The 18,375-nt window shown below is 68.0% G+C and carries 18 protein-coding genes; 7 read left to right on the top strand and 11 right to left on the bottom strand.

Translation table 11 applies throughout. The features are described 5' to 3' along the window. The first annotated feature begins 28 nt into the window (after positions 1 to 28). Positions 29 to 499: an MFS transporter gene (locus LY41_RS05640; protein ID WP_253862714.1), complete on the top strand. Its 471-nt coding sequence runs from the start codon at positions 29 to 31 to the stop codon at positions 497 to 499. A 22-nt stretch (positions 500 to 521) separates the two neighbouring features. On the opposite strand, the gene LY41_RS05645 is transcribed toward LY41_RS05640, so the two are convergent. After that, complete coding sequence (locus tag LY41_RS05645; RefSeq protein ID WP_253862715.1) at positions 522 to 1,493, bottom strand: aldo/keto reductase; 972 nt, start codon at positions 1,491 to 1,493, stop codon at positions 522 to 524. Between the two features lie 73 nt (positions 1,494 to 1,566). Between LY41_RS05645 and LY41_RS05650 the strand changes: the two genes are divergently transcribed. Beyond that, positions 1,567 to 2,343, top strand: coding sequence for a helix-turn-helix domain-containing protein (locus LY41_RS05650; protein ID WP_253862716.1), 777 nt, complete (start codon positions 1,567 to 1,569; stop codon positions 2,341 to 2,343). A gap of 69 nt (positions 2,344 to 2,412) precedes the next feature. After that, positions 2,413 to 3,105: a YdcF family protein gene (locus LY41_RS05655; RefSeq protein ID WP_253862717.1), complete on the top strand. Its 693-nt coding sequence runs from the start codon at positions 2,413 to 2,415 to the stop codon at positions 3,103 to 3,105. Positions 3,106 to 3,163: 58 nt separating this feature from the next. Here LY41_RS05655 and LY41_RS05660 read toward each other — a convergent pair whose 3' ends face one another. Both LY41_RS05660 and LY41_RS05665 read right to left on the bottom strand, forming a co-directional pair. Further along, on the bottom strand, positions 3,164 to 3,586 hold the full coding sequence (locus tag LY41_RS05660; protein WP_253862718.1) for a pyridoxamine 5'-phosphate oxidase family protein: 423 nt from the start codon (positions 3,584 to 3,586) through the stop codon (positions 3,164 to 3,166). Positions 3,587 to 3,646: 60 nt separating this feature from the next. Continuing rightward, the gene (locus LY41_RS05665; protein ID WP_253862918.1) at positions 3,647 to 4,150 is read right to left on the bottom strand and encodes a TetR/AcrR family transcriptional regulator; all 504 of its coding nucleotides are present in this window, start codon (positions 4,148 to 4,150) and stop codon (positions 3,647 to 3,649) included. Positions 4,151 to 4,680: 530 nt separating this feature from the next. Between LY41_RS05665 and LY41_RS05670 the strand changes: the two genes are divergently transcribed. The 3 genes from LY41_RS05670 (at position 4,681) to LY41_RS05680 (ending at position 9,440) form a co-directional block, all read left to right on the top strand. Continuing rightward, positions 4,681 to 6,174 (top strand): aldehyde dehydrogenase family protein, encoded by a 1,494-nt coding sequence (locus LY41_RS05670; protein WP_253862719.1) that lies wholly within the window; start codon positions 4,681 to 4,683, stop codon positions 6,172 to 6,174. 117 nt (positions 6,175 to 6,291) lie between these two features. After that, positions 6,292 to 7,881, top strand: a complete 1,590-nt coding sequence (locus LY41_RS05675) for an APC family permease (protein ID WP_253862720.1) — start codon at positions 6,292 to 6,294, stop codon at positions 7,879 to 7,881. A 17-nt stretch (positions 7,882 to 7,898) separates the two neighbouring features. Further along, a complete protein-coding gene (locus LY41_RS05680; protein ID WP_253862721.1) occupies positions 7,899 to 9,440 on the top strand; it encodes a GMC family oxidoreductase in 1,542 nt (513 codons plus the stop codon). A gap of 235 nt (positions 9,441 to 9,675) precedes the next feature. On the opposite strand, the gene LY41_RS05685 is transcribed toward LY41_RS05680, so the two are convergent. Further along, entirely contained in the window at positions 9,676 to 10,803 is a 1,128-nt protein-coding gene (locus LY41_RS05685; RefSeq protein WP_253862722.1) for a methyltransferase domain-containing protein, read from the bottom strand. A gap of 218 nt (positions 10,804 to 11,021) precedes the next feature. On the opposite strand from LY41_RS05685, the gene LY41_RS05690 reads away from it, so the two are divergent. Next, positions 11,022 to 11,219: a DUF397 domain-containing protein gene (locus LY41_RS05690; protein ID WP_253862723.1), complete on the top strand. Its 198-nt coding sequence runs from the start codon at positions 11,022 to 11,024 to the stop codon at positions 11,217 to 11,219. 533 nt (positions 11,220 to 11,752) lie between these two features. Here the strand turns inward: LY41_RS05690 and LY41_RS23825 are convergent. From LY41_RS23825 to LY41_RS05725, 7 genes are all read right to left on the bottom strand, one after another. Beyond that, complete coding sequence (locus LY41_RS23825) at positions 11,753 to 12,325, bottom strand: helix-turn-helix domain-containing protein (RefSeq protein ID WP_253862724.1); 573 nt, start codon at positions 12,323 to 12,325, stop codon at positions 11,753 to 11,755. Positions 12,326 to 12,820: 495 nt separating this feature from the next. Next, the gene (locus LY41_RS05700) at positions 12,821 to 13,006 is read right to left on the bottom strand and encodes an MbtH family protein (RefSeq protein WP_253862725.1); all 186 of its coding nucleotides are present in this window, start codon (positions 13,004 to 13,006) and stop codon (positions 12,821 to 12,823) included. A 1-nt stretch (position 13,007) separates the two neighbouring features. Next, complete coding sequence (sbnB, locus tag LY41_RS05705; RefSeq protein ID WP_253862726.1) at positions 13,008 to 14,078, bottom strand: 2,3-diaminopropionate biosynthesis protein SbnB; 1,071 nt, start codon at positions 14,076 to 14,078, stop codon at positions 13,008 to 13,010. A 41-nt stretch (positions 14,079 to 14,119) separates the two neighbouring features. Next, positions 14,120 to 15,130 (bottom strand): 2,3-diaminopropionate biosynthesis protein SbnA, encoded by a 1,011-nt coding sequence (sbnA, locus tag LY41_RS05710; protein ID WP_308292208.1) that lies wholly within the window; start codon positions 15,128 to 15,130, stop codon positions 14,120 to 14,122. Next, on the bottom strand, positions 15,115 to 16,314 hold the full coding sequence (locus LY41_RS05715) for a PLP-dependent aminotransferase family protein (protein ID WP_253862728.1): 1,200 nt from the start codon (positions 16,312 to 16,314) through the stop codon (positions 15,115 to 15,117). Before LY41_RS05715 ends, sbnA begins: the two co-directional genes overlap by 16 nt. Positions 16,315 to 16,427: 113 nt before the next feature. Further along, entirely contained in the window at positions 16,428 to 17,246 is an 819-nt protein-coding gene (locus LY41_RS05720) for an ABC transporter permease (protein WP_253862729.1), read from the bottom strand. Then, positions 17,243 to 18,196, bottom strand: a complete 954-nt coding sequence (locus tag LY41_RS05725) for an ATP-binding cassette domain-containing protein (protein ID WP_253862730.1) — start codon at positions 18,194 to 18,196, stop codon at positions 17,243 to 17,245. Before LY41_RS05725 ends, LY41_RS05720 begins: the two co-directional genes overlap by 4 nt. Between the last annotated feature and the right edge of the window lie 179 nt (positions 18,197 to 18,375).

Consider the following 18,375-nt stretch of genomic DNA (forward strand, 5'->3'; position numbering starts at 1 on the left):
AAACACCGCTTGCCCGGGCGACGTCACGGTGGCACTGCTGGTCGGCGTCGTGGCCGTGTTCTTCGGCGGCGCACTCAGCGACAAGCTGTCGCCGCGGCCGGCGCGGCTGATCGTGCTCGGTGGCCACTGTCTGGCCCTGGGGGCCCTGGCGGCCTATCTCGCCTCCGGTGCCGGCTTCGGCCTGACGCTGTTCCTGTTCGTCGCCGTGTGGTCGGTCTTCGCGTGGGCGCTGAGCCCGGTCATCCAGGCGAGCATCATGAGCGTCGCCGACGACCAGCCCATGCTCGCCATGTCGCTGGGCATCAGCGGCCTCTACGGCGGCAGCGCACTCGGCGCCGCACTCGGCGGCTACCTCGTCGACAACTACGGGCCCGCCGCGATCCCGCTCGTGGGCACCGTCTGGCTGGCCATCGGCGTCGCCTGTGCCCTGGTCCGCCCGGCTCCCGCCGCCGACACGACCGAGGACACCGAGGCCTCGGTCCCACCGCATCCGTCCTGACCGAGAATCCGGCGTGACCCGGTCAGCCCTGCGCCGTCGGAGCCCGACGGCCGACGATCTCCGCATCCCCCATCACGTGCGGGTCGCGGGCGGAGCGGGCCACGAAGTCGGCGTACGGTCCCGCGTCGAACGGGGCCGCGGCGTCCAGTGCCGCCAGCGCCTCGTCCGGCAGGCGCACGTCGAGTGCCGCCACGGCCTCGGCCACCCGCGCGTGCGAGCGGAATCCGACGAGGGGATGGATCGCCGGGGACTGCGCGCGGCTCCAGGCGATCGCGACCTGCCCTGGCGTCGCTCCGAGCTCTCCCGCGACGTCGGCCAGCGCGGCCGCGGCACGCTCCCCCGCAGGCGAGAGCCGGTCCGTGCTGGCCGATCCCGTCAGCGCCCCGTGGTCGAGGACTCCCCAGGCGGCGACGGTCAGTCCGAGCGCCTCGGCCATCGGCAGGACCTCGCGTTCGATGTCGCGGTTGACGAGGCTGTACGGAACCTGCACGCCCGCGGGAGAGGTCCAGCCCTTCCACTCGGCGATCGCATCGGCCCTGCTGATCGTCCACGCCGGCATGTCGGACATGCCCACGTAGCGGATCTTGCCCGCGCGGACCAGGTCGTCGAGCGCGCGCAGGGTCTCCTCGACGGGTGTGTGCGGATCCCAGGTGTGGACCCACAGGATGTCGACATGATCGGTGCGCAGACGCCGAAGACTGCGGTCGAGCGAGGCGACGAGGTTCTTGCGGTGCGCCCCGGCCGCGTTGGGGTCGCCGGGGTCACGACTGAGCGTGAACTTGGTGGCGAGGACGAACCGGTCGCGCCGGGTGAGCACCTCGCCGAGCAGGCTCTCACTGTCGCCGTAGGCCGACGCGGTGTCGATCACGTTGCCGCCTGCGTCGGCGTAGGCGTCCACGATCCGGCGCGCTTCCGGCGCGTCGGGCAGCCGCATCGCGCCGAGGAACAGCTCCGAGACGCGCAGACCCGTCCGTCCGAACAATCGGTATCGCATGGCACCACCCTCGCGTGGCCGCACCGGCCGGAGGGAGGCCGCCGCGGGGCCACCCTCCGTAGACTCTGCATCCGTGACGGGAGCCGAGCCGAACGATGCCGAGCCGAACGACAACGCGCTGGGAACGTTCCTGCGTGCTCGTCGCGAGTCCGTGCCTCCCGAGACGCTCGGCCTGCCGCACGGTCCCCGCCGCCGCACCCCGGGACTGCGCCGCGGCGAACTGGCCCAGCTGGCCGGGGTCAGCGTCGAGTACCTCACGCGCCTCGAACGCGGCGCCGACCGCAATCCGTCCCCGCACGTGCTCGCGAGTCTCGCCGACGCGCTCGGACTGGCCGCCGACGAGCACGTGCACCTGCTGCGGCTCGTCAAGAGCGGCGACGGCCCGTGCACCGCACAGCGGCCGACGCTGCGGCCCGCCGTGTACGCCCTGCTGGACGCCGTGGCCGGGACACCGGCCGTGGTGCTCAGTCGTGCCGGCGACGTCCTCGCGCGCAGCGAGGCGTTCGGCGAGCTGTGCCCCGCCGACGTCGACAACCTGCCGCGCTTCGTGTTCACCGACCCCCGTGCCCGCCAGGCTCTTCCCGACTGGGACGAGACCGCCGACGAATGGTGCGTGCGGCTGCGCGCCGCGGCCGACCTGGGCGACGGGCCTGCGCGGGCAGTCGCGGCCGACCTCGCCGCGGCCGCACCGGACACGTTCGCCGCCCGTTACGCACGAGCGACGCGGATCCCTTCCTGGACCGGCACGGAGCGGTGGGCGACGTCCGGCGCCGCGCGCAGCTGGCGCTACGAGGCGCTGGGGATTCCCGAGACGGACGAACTCCGCCTGACCGTGTATCTGCCGGAGTAGGCCATCGAACTCGCCTACCGGACGGGCGTACGCGGCACCGATCCACGCCAATCGTAGAGTCGGTGTCCCATGGGGGCTGATGAACTCGATTCGAGCCTGCGAGCCGATGTCGAGACCTTGTGGAACTACCACGAGCTGCACCACCGGCCGAGGCCCTGCGAAGTCGGCATCGGCCTCGGGTCTCACGACCTCGGCGTCGCGATCCACACAGCCGAGATGTTTCAGCAGGGGATGTTTCCACGCATCGTCTTCACGGGCGCGAACGCGCCGACAACGATCGAGCGATTTCCCCGCGGGGAGGCTGTCCACTACCGGGAACACGCCATCGCGCTGGGAGTACCAACAGAGGTGATCAGCGTCGACACGGAGGCGACGAACACCAGCGAGAACATGACGAATAGTCGACAGGTCCTGGAACGAGCCGACATCCGACCGGGCTCGGTGATGCTGATCTCTCGGCCATATCAGCAGCGGCGTGCGTACGTAACCTGCCGAAAGGTGTGGCCAGAGGTCGATGTCGTCTGCACCTCGCGCCCTCTGCCTCTGGACGACTACTTCGCTTCTATCGGCGACGTCGACCGTGTGATCAATATGCTCGTCGGCGACACGCAGCGAATTACTGAGTACGCCGCTCGCGGTTTTGCCATTGAACAAGAAATGCCGGCCGACGTTGATGCCGCCTACAACCGACTTGTCGCGGCAGGATTCACCCGTCGCCTTGTCCAGCCGCATTGGGGCCGCCGGGGTCACGACCGAGCGTGAACTTGGCGACGAGGACGAACCGCTCGCGCCGGGTGAGCACCTCGCCGAGCAGGCCGGGTCAGAGCGCGCCCATGTCGGCCGACAGCCAGTGCTGGGGCCGCATGGTGATCACGGTGTGCTCCCCGAGGTACTGGCGCTCGAACTCGAGGAACTTCTCGGCCCGGTCGGCGGACAGGTACCGAACGGCCATCTCGACGGCCAGGTCGTGGTTGTCGTCGGAGAACTCGGCGGGGCCTTCGACGCTGACGTACCGGATCGTCGGTTCGACCCGCTGGACCATGAGACTGAACCGGCCGGCGGCGCGGATCGCACGCGCCTTGCGCGAGTCGGGACCGGTGCGGATCCACAGACTGCCGCCGGGGGCGTACTGATACCAGATCGGCACGTTCAACGGCCCCCGCTCGGCCGTTTCGGCCACCGACAGCGCACCGATGTGCGGCTGCGCCAGGAACTCTTCACGTTCTTCCACTGATAACGCCATGGCCCGACGCTAACGCCGGCCACCGACATCCGCCGGGTGTGCCGTGAACGTCCGGCCGTCTCAGCGGCCGAGCTGCCGGCGGAACGACGCCTCGACCTCGCGGCGTTCGGGCAGCTGTTCGCGCACGATGCCCTGCAGCTGCCAGCCGCAGAACAGCACCGACAGCGCGCGGCCGGTCCCGGCGTCGGTGTAACCGGCGAACAGGTCGGCCAGCGCGGTGTCCCATTCCTGGCTGACGTGCTGCAGCGCGGGCCGGTGCAGGGCCGCGATGTAGAGCTGGTGTTCGACGGCCGTCTGCGCCCGTGCCGGGCCCAGGTAGTGCAGGACGAGCTCGGCGAGCGCCTCGGCGAGGTCGCCGCCCGCGTCCAGTCCCGCGGCCCACGTGCGCAGGTGCTCGACGTCGTCGTCCGCGGCCTGCCGGAGCGCGCTGGCCAGCAGGTCGTCGAGTGTCTTGAAGTAGTAGGTCGTCGACCCGAGGGGCACGCCCGCAGCCGCGGCGACCCGCCGGTGCGTCAGCTTCTCGACCCCGACCTCGGCGACCACGTCGATGGCGGCGCGAGCGATCCGCTGCCGCCGGTCCGGATCGCGCTGCCCGGCCGCGCGCGCACCGTTCGACCGCGCCGGTGCCGCGCCGGGGTTGGTCGCGTCGGGGGTGGTCGCGTCGGGGGTGGTCACAGCCTCGGAATCCTCATCACTGCCGTCTCGTGTTCGGACCACTCACCTTGCCATGCGGAGCCTCGAACACGATGCGACGCAGCTCACCGACGTCGCGAATGCACTGCTCGGCGGCACATTTTCCACCGCCGTCGACGGCGTACCGTCGCCATCAGTGTACAGATGTACAGGTCTGGTGTTAGTGTCCTTTCCCGGCGCCGGGTCGACGCGGGGAACACTCCGCTCCGATACCGCGCACACGCCGAGAAACCCGATTCCGGTTGCCACCTGCGCCACGAATACAGCGCCGCAGCCCGGATGTGCCGGTCCTCGCAACACTGCCGAGGAACCGCGCGAGAAGACACGGAACCGGCCGTGGGAACACGTGAACCGGAGACCACGACGAACACGCCGACGAACGAGAAAAGGGCGAGACGACCATGCCGCACGCCGACAATTCGGCTGCCACGCTGTTCATCGACGGCGAATGGCGAACCGCCGCGGGCGGGCAGACGAGACAGATCCACTCCCCCGCCGACGGGACGCTGGTCACCACCGTTGCCGAGGCCGGACGCTCCGACGCCGAGCAGGCCGTTGCCGCCGCACGCCGCACCTTCGACGACGGCGTGTGGTCGTCGAGCTCGGCGTGGGACCGCGGCGACCTGCTGCTGCGCGTCGCCGACATCCTGGTGCGCGACAAGGCCGAGTTCGCCCGCGCGGAATCGCTCGACACCGGAAAACGGCTCGTCGAGAGCGAATTCGACATGGACGACATCGCCGCGTGCTTCCGGTATTTCGGCAAGCTCGCCGGCACCGATTCCGGACGCGTCGTCGACACCGGCACGCCCGACGCGATCAGCCGCGTGCAGTACGAGCCCGTCGGGGTGTGCGGCATGATCACGCCGTGGAACTTCCCACTGCTGCAGGTGGCGTGGAAGGTGGCGCCCGCGATCGCCGCCGGTGACACGTTCGTGCTCAAGCCCAGCGAACTGACGCCGAGCACGGCGATCCTGCTGATGCGCGCGCTCGCCGAGGCCGGACTGCCCGCAGGCGTCGGAAACCTGGTGCTGGGCACGGGCGCCGAGGTCGGCAGCGTGCTGGCCGAGCACCCGGACGTCGACCTCGTCTCGTTCACCGGCGGGCTCCACACGGGCCGCACGATCTCCGCGCTGGCGGCGCCGACGGTGAAGAAGGTCGCGCTCGAACTCGGTGGCAAGAACCCGAACGTCGTGTTCGCCGACGCCAACTTCGACACGGCCGTCGATTTCGCACTGACCGCCATCTTCCTGCACTCCGGGCAGGTGTGCTCCGCGGGTGCGCGCCTGATCGTGCAGGACGAACTGCACGACGCGCTCGTCGACGAGATCGTGCGCAAGGCCGAGCAGATCCGGATCGGCGGTCCGTTCGACGACGACGCCGAGACCGGCCCGCTGATCTCGGCAGGCCACCTGCACAAGGTCGAGGAGTACGTCGCGACGTCGGTCGCCGAGGGCGCCGTGCTGCGCACCGGGGGCGCCCGACCGGACGGCGAGCGCTACGCGGCCGGCCACTTCTACCTGCCGACCGTGCTCGACGAGGTGCAGCAGGGGTCGCATGCCGTCACCGAGGAGTCGTTCGGGCCGGTGCTGACCGTCGAGCGGTTCACCGACGAGGACGACGCCGTGCGGATCGCCAACGACACGCACTACGGCCTCGCGGGCGCCGTGTTCACCGGCGAGGCGGCGAAGGCCCAGCGCGTGGCGAACCGGCTGCGCCACGGCACCGTCTGGATCAACGACTTCCACCCGTACCTGCCGCAGGCCGAGTGGGGCGGGTTCAAGCAGTCCGGCATCGGCCGCGAGCTCGGCCGCGGCGGCCTGGGCGAGTACCAGGAAGCCAAGCACGTCTACCAGAATCTGCGGCCCGGCCCGCAGCACTGGTTCTCCGGCGAATAAGCCGGAATCACGGCGCGGATATTCTCGCGCGCATTTCGCACTACGCAGGAAACGACCACCCGGGAGAAGTGTGCCCGCACATCGGCGGGCGCATGATCCGGGAAAGGAGTTCGGGGCATGAGTGCGCCCAACCACGACGCCGGACTCGACGAGTTCGGTTACACCAACAAACTGAAACGCAGCCTCGGCGGATTCCACACGTTCGCCGCCGGGATCAGCTACATCTCGGTGCTCACCGGCACCTTCCAACTGTCCTACTTCGGACTCGGCCTCGGCGGTCCCGCCTACTGGTGGTCCTGGCCGATCGTGTTCGTCGGGCAGTTGCTGGTGGCGTTGAGTTTCGCCGAGCTGGCCTCGCGCTATCCCATCGCGGGTTCGGTCTACAACTGGGCGAAGAAGCTCGGCGGCCGCCACGTCGGCTGGCTCGCAGGCTGGATGATGCTGCTGGCCTCGATCGTGTCGATCGCGGCGACGGCGCTGGCGTACCAGAACACGCTGCCGCAGATCTGGGAGGGATTCCAGTTCATCGGCGACGGCAGCAACTCCACGGACGCGGCCGTCAACGGCATCGTGCTGGCGATGCCGTTGATCCTGTTCACCACGCTCGTCAACGCCTACGGCGTGCGGCTCATGGCGCGGATCAACAGCACGGGCGTGTTCATCGAACTGGTCGCCGCGGTGGCGCTGATCGTCGCGCTGGCGCTGGTCATGGTGAATCCGCCGACCGTCGTGTTCGAGACGGGCGGCACCGAGGCCGCACACGGCGGCAGCTACCTGACGACGTTCCTCGTCGCCGGTATCGCCTCGTCGTACGTGATGTACGGCTTCGACACCGCGGCCTCGCTCGGCGAGGAGTCGATCGACCCGCACCGCAACGCGCCGAAGGCGATCCTGCGGGCGCTGATCGCCTCGTTCCTGCTCGGCGGCCTGATCCTGCTGTTCGGCATGATGGCGATCCGCGACCTCGACGCCCCCGAACTCGGCGTCTCCGGGCTGCAGTTCGTGCTCAATGACGCGCTCGGCCCGTTCATCGGCAGGCTGTTCCTGCTGGGCATCTTCGTGGCGATCACCGTGTGCGTGCTGGCGGTGCACACCGCCGCGATCCGCATCATGTTCGCGATGGCGCGCGACAACGCACTTCCCGGCGGCAAGCGGCTCGCCCGGGTCAGCCCACGGTTCCAGACGCCGGTGCTGCCCGCCGTGTTCATCGGCGTGCTCGCCGTGGTGCTGCTGCTGGTCAACATCGGCAGGCCGCAGATCTTCACCGCGGTGACGTCACTGGCGATCATCCTCATCTACATCTCGTACCTGCTGGTCACGATCCCGATGCTGGTCGCGCGCCTGCGCGGGAAGTGGAAGCCGACGAAGGAGGGGGGACGGTTCAGCCTCGGCAAGCTCGGCCTGCCGATCAACGTCCTCGCCGTCGTGTGGGGCCTGGGCATGACGATCAACCTGGCGTGGCCGCGCACCGAGGTGTACAACGCCGAACCGCCGCACCACTGGTACCTGCAGTACAGCGCCCTGTTGTTCGTCGGAATCGCGGCCGTCGGCGGATTCGCGTACTACTGGTTCGTCCAGCGGCACAAGGTCGGCGTGCTGGCCGATCACGCCGCGCCCGACGCGTCCGAGTCGGACTCGGCCACGCCGGAATCCGACGACGACCCGACCGAGCCGGCAGCAGACCGCGAAGCCTCGAGCCTCGCCTGAGCCAGGAGGGAATTCCCATGACCGATCAGTTCGACTACGTCGTGGTGGGCGGTGGCAGCGCGGGCGCGGCGGTCGCGTCCCGGCTGTCCGAGGACCCCGACGTCACGGTGTGCCTGCTCGAAGCCGGGCCGTCCGATGTGGGCGACCGCAACGTCCTCGAGCTCAAGCGCTGGATGGCGCTGCTCGAATCCGGCTACGACTGGGACTACCTCATCGAGCCGCAGGAATCGGGCAACTCCTTCATGCGCCACGCCCGCGCCCGGGTGCTGGGCGGCTGTTCGTCGCACAACTCGTGCATCGCGTTCTGGGCCCCGGCCGAGGACCTCGACGAATGGGAGTCGATGGGCCTGCCCGGCTGGGGCTCCAAGGACGTCTTCCCGCTGTACCAGCGCCTGGAGACCAACGACGGCCCCGGTGAGCACCACGGCCGCAGCGGTCCGGTGACCATCCGCAGCGTCCCGCCGAACGACCCGTGCGGCGCGGCGATGCTGGAAGCGTGCGAGCAGCAGGGCATTCCGACCACGGAGTTCAACTCCGGCACGACGGTGACCCACGGGGCGAACTGGTTCCAGATCAACGCCCGTGAGGACGGGACGCGGTCCTCGTCGTCTGTGTCCTACCTGCACCCGGTCATGAACCGGCCGAACCTGCAGATCCGCACGGGCGCGTGGGCCAGGAAGATCATCTTCGACGGCACCCGCGCCACCGGCGTGCAGTACCTCGACGAGGACCAGATCCACACGCGCACCGTCACCGCAGGCCGCGAGGTTGTGCTCTCGACCGGTGCGATCGACACGCCGAAGCTGCTCATGTTGTCGGGCATCGGCCCGGCCGAGCACCTGCGGGAGTTCGGTCTCGACGTCCTCGTCGACTCCCCCGGCGTCGGCGCCACGTTGCAGGACCACCCCGAGGGCGTGATCAGCTGGGACGCCAAGCAGCCGATGGTCTCGGATTCGACGCAGTGGTGGGAGATCGGCATCTTCACCCGGACCACCGACGACCTCGACCGGCCGGACCTGATGTTCCACTACGGCTCGGTGCCGTTCGACATGCACACGGTGCGGCAGGGATACCCGACCTCGGAGAACGCGTTCTGCCTGACGCCGAACGTCACGCGGGCCCGTTCGAGCGGCACGGTGCGGCTGCGCAGCCGCGACTTCCGTGACAAGCCCGCCGTCGACCCGAAGTACTTCACGCATCCGCACGACATGCGCGTGATGACCGAGGGCATCAAGCTGGCGCGCCGGATCGCCGAACAGCCCGCGATGCGCGACTGGGCCGGCGCCGAGCTCTTCCCCGGGCCGGACGTACGCACCGACGACGAGATCGCCGACTACATCCGGCGCACCCACAACACGGTCTACCACCCCGCGGCGTCCGTCCCGATGGGCGCCGAGGCCGACAAGCCGCTGGACGAGCGGCTGCGGGTGAAGGGCGTCCACGGGCTGCGCGTGGCGGACGCCTCGGCCATGCCGCTGCTCGTGGCGGTGAACCCGAACATCACCACGATGGCCATCGGCGAGAAGTGCTCCGACATGCTCAAGGCCGACAACGCCTGACCGCGAGCAGGTCCGGCCGTCCGCTGCGGGCCCCTCCCGGTCCCGATCCGGGAGGGGCCCGCAGAAGCCGGACGACAGATCGATTCCCGCTTCCACCTCCCCGCTACGACTCTCTTCTCGGAAACGGCCGGACACGTTCACGTGATTCGGAAGGTGCCGATAGTCAGGAAGCACGACCTCAGCCGAGAAATGTCGACCAACATCAGCCGATCGCCGGAGACAACGAACCGCACTGCTACTCGGGTAGCGGACACGACCATGCCGGTCGTACCGGGTCGTCGAGCCACACCGTCTGCGCTTCGGCGGTCACGGTGAGCCCGAATCGTTCCCAGGACGGCTGTCCGAGGTCCTCCCACAGCGCGTACGCCCGCTCCACCTCGTCCCACAGGCGATGCGGGCCGGACTGCTCGCATTCCCGAGTCCCGTCCTCGCCGTCCAGCGACACCGTGGCGCGCGACCCGTCCGGCGCGGTGAACAACGCCGCCGTCGGCGTGTACCGCGTGTCGAGGGCGAATCCGTAGGTCGTTCCCTCCGGCAGGCTCAGCGAGGCGAGGAACCACGGCACCGATTCCTCCCACGCCTTCGGCGGCACCCCCGTCACCCCCGTGACCGTGGACGACGTGTCCACCTCCACCGGGGCCGTCGGCGGCTCGACACGGCTGGGGTGGCGCATCGACATGAACGCCGCGTACCCGCCGTCGAACCGACCCTCGGCGACGCGGCCGTCGCGCTGCAGCAGCACCAGGTTCCCCGCAGCCGTACCGATCTTGAGGTCGGCGAGGATCAGCCCGCCCTCGCGTACTTGCTGCACCCACGCGTACGGGATGCTCGCCACGGCCACCGTCGCTTCGATGCGGTCGTAGGGTGCACCCGCGGGAAGCCCGAGCACACCGTCGCGCGTGGCCAGCGTCGGGGCGAACCCCAGCGAGGCGAGCCGTTCCCGAGCGGTATCCACGTAATCGATGTCGACGCTGTAGACGTTGTCGTCGCCGAGCACCGAGCACAGAACGGCCGCGTTGTATCCGGTTCCGGTGCCGATCTCCAGCACCCGATCACCACGGTGGATGTCCAGCAGCTCCAGCATCCGCGCCATCAGGCCGGGCATCGAGGACGACGACACGCCCCGCCCGTGCTCGTCCACGGCGGTGAACAGCGCACGGTTGGCATACACCGCGTCCAGCCCCTCAGGGCTGTCGGTGCGGACCGTGACCCACGTGCCGGTGCCGTCCTGCTGGTAATACTCCGGCACGAACACATGGCGCGGCACCACGCGGAACGCCTCCTGCCACTGCGGCGAACGCACCTTGCCCGCCTCGTTCAGCTCATCCACGAGCCGCGCGGCACGTGATGTCCAGTCACTCATGCGTGGCTCCAGCAGCGAGTAGGTTGGCGAGCTCGCCGGTCAGGCTCACCCCGTCGAGGCCGTACTTTTGCCAATACTTGACCTGTCATGGCCACAACCACGCCGATTCGCCAGCATCGGCAACGATGGCAAATGGTGGGCACTGCAAAGAAGGCGGCGATGATCCCCGAGAAGCCGAAGAGGCTCATCGCCGGAGTGTTAAAGGAGATGGATCGGTAATGACAGTACAGCACATGCTGCCGACAAACTGGGCGAAGTCCAGCCGCTCCAACTCCACGCAGCCCGATTGCGTCGAGATCGCCCAGAACGACGAGTTCGGCCGCGTTCGCGACAGTAAGAACGTCGACGGCGGGGCGATCACCGTCTCGCGTGACGCGCTCGCGGCGTTCGTGAACGCCGTCAAGACGGCCGAGTAAAGCTGTCACAGTTTCACGCGATCCCGGCTCCTGTGCTTCGCGGGGCCGGGATCGCTTACTTTCCAGCACACGTGAGGGGGGGGGGCAAACCCATGACCTCAGCCGACGACAAGGCGCCCGTGCGCGACGCCATCGACTTCACCGACGGCGAATTCGACTGACCGGCGCCGTACCCGCTTACCCGGTGGGCTCAGTGGTGGGACTCTCGCCCCACTGCGCGCCCGTTGGCCACGCGGAACGCCAGCATGGCGCCCCCGAACAGCCGGTCATCGACGCCCCCGCAGTGAACGCCGCGAGTACGGACTGACCGCCCAGCCGGACGGTACGCGCACGGTGCGACTCGACCGACCCGACAGCGAACACCGATGGTCGCTCCCGCTCTGACCGGCCCGAGGAACCCGAGTGGCAACGAGCCCCCTCCCACACTGAACTGCTCCCCGGACGCCGGAACTGACAACTCAGTCCGGATTCCGGGGAGCAATTCTCCCTGCCGGTTCCGCTGGAACCGGGTGCATGGTTACGGCCCGACCAGTTCAGACCAGGCCGAACCGTGCCGCGTGCACGCCCGCCTGGAACCTGCTCTGAGCATCGATCGACCCCATCGCCACCGCGATGTCGTTACGTACGGTTCGAACGCTGACACCGATCTTCCGCGCCACGGCCTCATCGGTCATACCGTCCGCCAACAAGCGGAGTATCAGTTCCGTACGCGCCTTCGAACGACCCGACCCGGTCCCGGCCACCGGACTGGCGCGCTGCCACGACAACTCGGCGAACCGGCACAGTGACCGGACCGCCGACGGCCGGTACATCAGTCGATGTGTCGGCCCGTCGAAGACGATGCCGACGGTGCGGTCGATGGTCACCGCGCGAGTCGATACATGCGTCGCCACCCGAGTCACGACCTTCCGCTCGGCCAGCCACTCCACATGCTCGACCACTTCGGGAATGTCCAACAGGTAGTCCTGCAACACATAGCGGACGCTGCCGCCACTACGCAGCATGAGCTTGATCAAGGACCTGGAGAACTCGAGTGCGTTCGACGAGTACTCGGGAACCAGGAACACCACATCATTTCGCACACCGACGAGCAGTCGCTCGATCACCGCACTCGGGTCGACCGGATCCCCTTGAACTCCATCCCCGATCGGATCAACCCCCTGGACCGCATGACTCATCGAGAGTAATACCCCCTGTTGTGACCGACGGTGACGACGTCACCCGATTGAATGACACGTCGACGTTAGCACCGACTGAGGAACTCTCAGGCCGCTTTCTGCGATCTGTTCAGGGTAAGCAATCCGAAATGTTATCTCTCCAGGTCAGGGCACGCCCCAGGGAGTACGAGCCAACGACGGCGTCACGCCATTCCACAAATTGAGAAGTCAACGAATACGGGACGCCGTGCAAGTGGATTACTACTAACGTAGGGTATCGACCGCCAGGGATAAAACGTGAACATGGTTCACAGACGTGAAGGTGTTTTGTCGCCCTGGGCGAACAACCGAGAAAATCCACAGAAGCAGATCCGGAGCATCACATGAAATCGACGTGAAATCGGTTTCACAGGCGAGAGATTCGTCGGACCGACCCGGTCCGGATCACGCCGGTCGTGCGCTCCGCGGCAGCACCTCGGTCCAGACCCCGGCAATGTGTGCCAGACAGTCCTCTTCCGTACCGCTGTGACCCGAGGAGTGCCAGCCCGCGGGAAGCGACCGGCCGGACGGCCACAGGGAATACTGTTCCTCGTCGTTCACCACCACGAGGTATGTCGACTCGGATGCCACGTCAACTCCCCGCCTTTCCCGGACCGACCGGTGCACTCGCGACGAAGTCGGGCACGAAGTGGCCTCCGTCGATCGCGCTGACCCGGTCACAGACCCACCCGCCGACGGCCAGGTCGAGGACACCGAGACCGAACGGCGAGACGATGACGGCCTTCCCCTGCTCACGACGGAGGCGACCACGTACGACGTCGGCGATCGTGCCGTCGACGAAGTCGCGATGGCCCACCTGCTGCTCGGCGAGATGCAACGATGCCTGCTCTCGCACGGCGTGATCGACGTCGTCGGTCACGTTGGTCGCCGCCAGGACGAGTTCCGGGGCGAAGTCCCGGAGCGAGAGGTGCAACACGACGGGTGCGTCGGCGAGCAACGCCGGATCGGTCAGGTGCGGCTCGCCGGCGACGGTCGCGACGACGACCAGGTCGGCGCCGGTGAACACATCGGCAACGTCGTCGGCCACCGTCGCCTGTTCGGCCTGCCCGTCCTCGACGAGCTGCGCGGCGAAACGGTCGGCGTTCTCCCGCACGGTGTCGAAGAGCACGAAATCGTCGACCGCCCAGTCGAGATCACGCAGGAACATCCGCACGTGGTCGCTGATCAACCCGGTACCGACGAATCCGACCCTGCCCGCGCTCCTGCCGCCGAGCAGGGCCTCCGCACCGAGCGCAGCCGATGCGGCCGTACGTGTCGCCGAGATGACCGACGCCTCGAGCATCGCGTACGGGTACCCGGTGTCGTAGTCGTTGAGCACCATCACGGCGGAAGCGCGCGGAAAGCCGTGGTCGACGTTGCCGGGATAGCTGGCGATCCACTTGATGCCCGAACGAGGTGTGCCCGCGTCGTCGAGAAAAGCCGGCAGCGCGATGATCCGGTCCTTCGGCCTGTCGGGGAACCGCAGGAAACTCGAATGCGGGTTCGCCGTCGATCCGTCCTGATGCGCCAGGTAAGCGGCACGTACCACATCGAGCGCACCCTCGCGGTGCGTTTCGACCTGTTCGACGACGTCGGCGGCACCGATCACGCGCACACCGGACGGCGGCGCGAACGTGGATTCCTGCAACGACTGGTCAGACATGAGTACCGGCTCCTCCGCGATCTACTGGTTCCTGTGACATGTCATGCGTGAACGACCTCCAACTCGAGCGAGGGGGTGTCGTCCTCGGACAGACTCGCCGCCCACGCCGGGTTGTAGACGGTGTCGGCGTACGCGGTCCCCCGATCGGCGCACAGGAATGCGACAGTGGGCCGCCGGCCACGGTAACCCGCGAAATAGCGCTCGATCGCGGTGTACACCGTGCCCGACGAACCGCCCGCGTAAATTCCGTGGTCGCGCAGCAACCGGCGACACCCCTCGACGGTGTCCCGCTCCGGGACGACGACCACGTCGTCGATCAGAGCGTGGTCGAACAATTCCGGGGTGATACTCGAACCGAGCCCGGGAATTCGTCGCTTCTTGGGATGACCGCCGAAGATGGCCGAACCCTCGGCATCGATCGCGATCACACGGATGCCCTGGTACGTCTCTTTGAGGCGCAGCGACAGACCCCCGATCGTTCCGCCGGTGCTCGTGCCCACGAACACGTAGTCGATCCTGCGGAAAGCCCGGACGAGTTCGCCCCCGGTCAAGCGGTAATGACCGAAGATCGCGTCCGTGTTTGCGTACTGATTCGGCCAGTACACGGACGCGATCTCGTCGCGGAGCTCGGTCACCTTGTCGAGCCTCGTCGCGAGGAAGCCACCGGACGAGTCGCGTACCGTGACCTTCTCGACACGATCGCACACCGAACGCAGGTAGGCCTCCGTGATCGCGTTGCAGTTCGGATCGATGACCGGAACGAACGGCACTCCAAGGGACCGGCACAGCGACGCCATCGAGACGGCGAGGTTGCCGGACGACGATTCCACCACCGTGGTCCGGTCGTTGATGTCGCCGCGCTCCACCGCCTGCTTGAGCATCCAGAACGCGGAACGATCCTTCGAGCTTCCGTTCGGATTGGTGAACTCCAATTTCGCGTACAGATCGACGTTCTCATGCTCCAACCGCATCACCGGGGTCTCCGGCATCGATCGGCGGACTCTGTCGAGCTGTCGTGACAACCGGTCGGCGGTCATCAGCAGGCCTCCCATTTACTCACAGGCACATAGCTGGGGATCGGGAACTGCGACAGCAGTCTGCGCACGGACTCAGCAACGGACCCGCGTACCGACTCGTCCAGACTGCCGTCGGGTCTGGCGGCCGAGATCACCGCATCGAGTAGCTCGGCGATCTCGCGGATCTCGCTCGGCCCGAACCCTCGTTGCGCGAGCGCGGTGCTGCCGAGCGCCACTGCCGCGCTCCCCGCCACACCCTTCGGCGCGGCGCCGACCGAGACACCGACCTTGCCGAACACATCGATCACCGCATCAACGTGTTCGAACCGGTCCGGTGGTTCGAGCACGATCGTGTGGTCGGCCAATTCCGCAGGAGACACTCGGCCACCCAGCTTCGCCAATTCGTCCGACAACGCGGCGGCGGTCGAACGGATGCGGACAGTCGTCTCCCGGAACGGCCGCGTCGTTGCCAGGTCCAATGCGCGGGCCTTTCCTGCAACGGCCGACAGTTCACCGGATCCCGGCCACGACCACGTCAGGGTTCCTGCGCATGCCTCGGCCGTCCCGTCACGGGAGGAGGTGAGCACGATCGCCCCACGGGGACCGAACAACCGACGATCGGTTCCGACCACCGTGACGTGCGCGTGGCCGACGGGACTCTGCACCTCACCGATCGCGATCTCGCCCGCAGTGGCGGTGACGTCGGCGATCAACAACGCGCCCGCACCGTCGGCGATGGCACGAAGGCGCTCGTAGTCCATCGTCGCGGGTGCGTAGGGCCCTCCGCAGAGTAGCGCGGGAGGACGAACCGCATCGACGAGATCGGCGACGGCACGATGACGCGCCTGCTGGTGACCGGCAACTCCGGCGTCATGTCCGGCGCCCACGGCCTCCCGTAGATCCAGTGCGGCTCGCACGTCATGGCCGAACGCGTCGAGTACCCCCGTCACCGCTGCGGGGACGGAGCCCGGGAGCACGTTCGCGTAATCCGCGCCGAATACCTCGCGGGCCCGGTCGGCGGCCAGACGTTCGACCCTGACGGGGACCTCCGTGGCGAGCTGATCGGACGGCCTGGTGACACCGGCGCTGCAGGCGAGCACGGAGGGCTCCACGAATGCGGCGTCGGGAGTGAGCGACAGGGTCGACTCCCGGTCGGCGTGTTCGGCCTGCATCGCACCGTGCAGCTGCGGATCCTCTCCGGCCAGAAGCTCGGCTCCCACGGCGAGAAACCCCGTCAACGGCGAACTCGCGTTCGCCGGCCTCGTGATACGAGCCGTGATCGGTAGTGACATCACCTGGTCCTCGTCTCTCCGCTCGGGTCCGCGCACGGAGGTCAGCGGGTTACCGCACGCCGGTAGGCGCGGACCGCGAGAGGTATGAACACCAGGAGCATCAGCCCGGTCAGCAACAGGGACATCGGCGCCGCATGCTCGACGAGCACCGAATCGCCCAACTCTCCGGTGGGGTTGCCGAACAGTTCGCGACAGGCCGTCACGACGGCCGACAACGGATTCCACTCGCAGATCGCACGCAGCCAATCCGGTAGCCCGCCCAAGGGAATGAACGCGTTGGAAAGGAAGGTCACCGGCAACACGATGAGGATGGTCACCGAGTTGATGGCCTCCACGTCACGAAGCACCAGCCCGATCAGCGCGCCGAACCACGACATCGCGAACCCCAGCAGCAGCAGCAGGCCGTAGCCGGCGAGCGCGGCGCCGATGCCGTTGTCGAGTCGCCACCCGATGATGTACCCGACCGCCGACATCACCACGATGGACAGCAGCGCAATCACCATGTTGGAACACGTCCGGGCCAACGGCACCGAGAGGTTCGTCATCGGAAGCGATCGGAACCGATCGACCAGACCGTTGTTCAGATCGCTCGCGATGCCGAGGGCCGTGCTCGACACGTTGGTGAGCATCGTCTGCGCGAGAATGCCGGCCATCAGATATTCCTGGTAGTTACCGCCAGGAGCCCTCATCGCGCTGCCGAACAGGACGCCGAACAGCACCACGTACGCGACGGGCATGAGTGTGGCGCCGAGCAGCTTCTCCGGCATGCGGATCAGGTGGCGCAGATGCCGCCCGAAGAGAGCGGCGGTGTCGCTGCCGAGTTCGACGGCCGGGTTCATGGGCTTGGTCGGCGTGGTCATCCGGTTTCCACCTGCGTGTTCTTTCCCGTCAGTGACAGGAATACGTCGTCGAGCGACGGTCGCCGCACACCGAAGTCGTCGACGTCGAGGCCGAGCGAGTCGAGGGCGCCCGCGGCCTCGGCGACCGCCCCGATTCCGGGTGCCATCGCCACGGTCACGGTGAGTCCGTCGTCGTCCAGGGTCGCGGGCGCGGTGCCGATTCCGGTGAGCGCCCGTGCCGCACGTTCGGCCGATTCCGGTGTCGTGAGCCGCACCGCGAGGCGTTCGCCGCCGACCTTGCGCTTGAGCTCGTCGGCGGTGCCTTCCGCGATCACCGAGCCACTGTCGATCACCAGGATCCGGTCGGCCAGTTGGTCGGCTTCCTCGAGGTACTGCGTGGTCAGCAGCACCGTCACGCCCGCCGCGACCTCACCTCTGATCGTCTCCCACAATGTGTTCCTGCTGTGGGGGTCCAGACCGGTGGTCGGCTCGTCGAGGAACAGCACCTCCGGTCGTGCGACGAGGCTCGCGGCGAGATCGAGTCGCCTGCGCATACCGCCCGAATATCCCTTCACCGCACGGTCGGCGGCCTCCGTCAGGTCGAACCGTTCCAGCAAGTCGTCCGCCACCCGCTTCGCGGTGCGGCGCCCGAGGTGATAAAGGGTGCCGACGAGGCGCAGGTTCTCGCGCCCCGTCAGCCGCTCGTCCACCGCGGCGTACTGGCCGGTGAGGCCGATCCTGCGCCGGACCTCACGAGCACGGCCTGCGACGTCGAATCCCGCCACCGACGCATGGCCGGCGTCGGCGGACAACAACGTGGCGAGGATGCGCACTGTCGTCGTCTTCCCCGCCCCGTTGGGACCGAGCACCCCAAGCACCGTTCCGGTCGGCACGGACAAGTCCACGCCACGGAGCGCTTCGTTCTCGCCGTAGCGTTTACGGAGCCCTTCCGCCTGTATCGCGATACCCAATTGCCCACCTTCGAAAGCCTGCCGGTCGCGGCGTCGGTGGCGACTCAAGCATGCGATTCGGCCAGCACGCCATCGCGTTGCAACAACCTGCTGCGGCCGTCGACCGCGTTCCCGCCGCGGGGCACTCGCAGGGCGTGCAGCTAACTGCAACCAGGTTGCCGCGGGACCGACTCGCTCAA

Source organism: Prauserella halophila (assembly GCF_024171895.1).
In the GTDB taxonomy this organism is placed as follows: domain Bacteria; phylum Actinomycetota; class Actinomycetes; order Mycobacteriales; family Pseudonocardiaceae; genus Prauserella; species Prauserella halophila.

Excerpts from the sequence above, each read along its gene's own strand:
- LY41_RS05645 (WP_253862715.1), bottom strand. The coding sequence starts at position 1,493 with ATGCGATACCGATTGTTCGGACGGACGGGTCTGCGCGTCTCGGAGCTG.
- LY41_RS05720 (WP_253862729.1), bottom strand. The coding sequence starts at position 17,246 with ATGACCACGCCGACCAAGCCCATGAACCCGGCCGTCGAACTCGGCAGC.
- LY41_RS05680 (WP_253862721.1), top strand. The coding sequence starts at position 7,899 with ATGACCGATCAGTTCGACTACGTCGTGGTGGGCGGTGGCAGCGCGGGC.
- LY41_RS05670 (WP_253862719.1), top strand. The coding sequence starts at position 4,681 with ATGCCGCACGCCGACAATTCGGCTGCCACGCTGTTCATCGACGGCGAA.
- LY41_RS05655 (WP_253862717.1), top strand. The coding sequence starts at position 2,413 with ATGGGGGCTGATGAACTCGATTCGAGCCTGCGAGCCGATGTCGAGACC.
- LY41_RS05685 (WP_253862722.1), bottom strand. The coding sequence starts at position 10,803 with ATGAGTGACTGGACATCACGTGCCGCGCGGCTCGTGGATGAGCTGAAC.
- sbnA (WP_308292208.1), bottom strand. The coding sequence starts at position 15,130 with ATGGGAGGCCTGCTGATGACCGCCGACCGGTTGTCACGACAGCTCGAC.
- LY41_RS05690 (WP_253862723.1), top strand. The coding sequence starts at position 11,022 with ATGACAGTACAGCACATGCTGCCGACAAACTGGGCGAAGTCCAGCCGC.
- sbnB (WP_253862726.1), bottom strand. The coding sequence starts at position 14,078 with ATGTCTGACCAGTCGTTGCAGGAATCCACGTTCGCGCCGCCGTCCGGT.
- LY41_RS05660 (WP_253862718.1), bottom strand. The coding sequence starts at position 3,586 with ATGGCGTTATCAGTGGAAGAACGTGAAGAGTTCCTGGCGCAGCCGCAC.
- LY41_RS05675 (WP_253862720.1), top strand. The coding sequence starts at position 6,292 with ATGAGTGCGCCCAACCACGACGCCGGACTCGACGAGTTCGGTTACACC.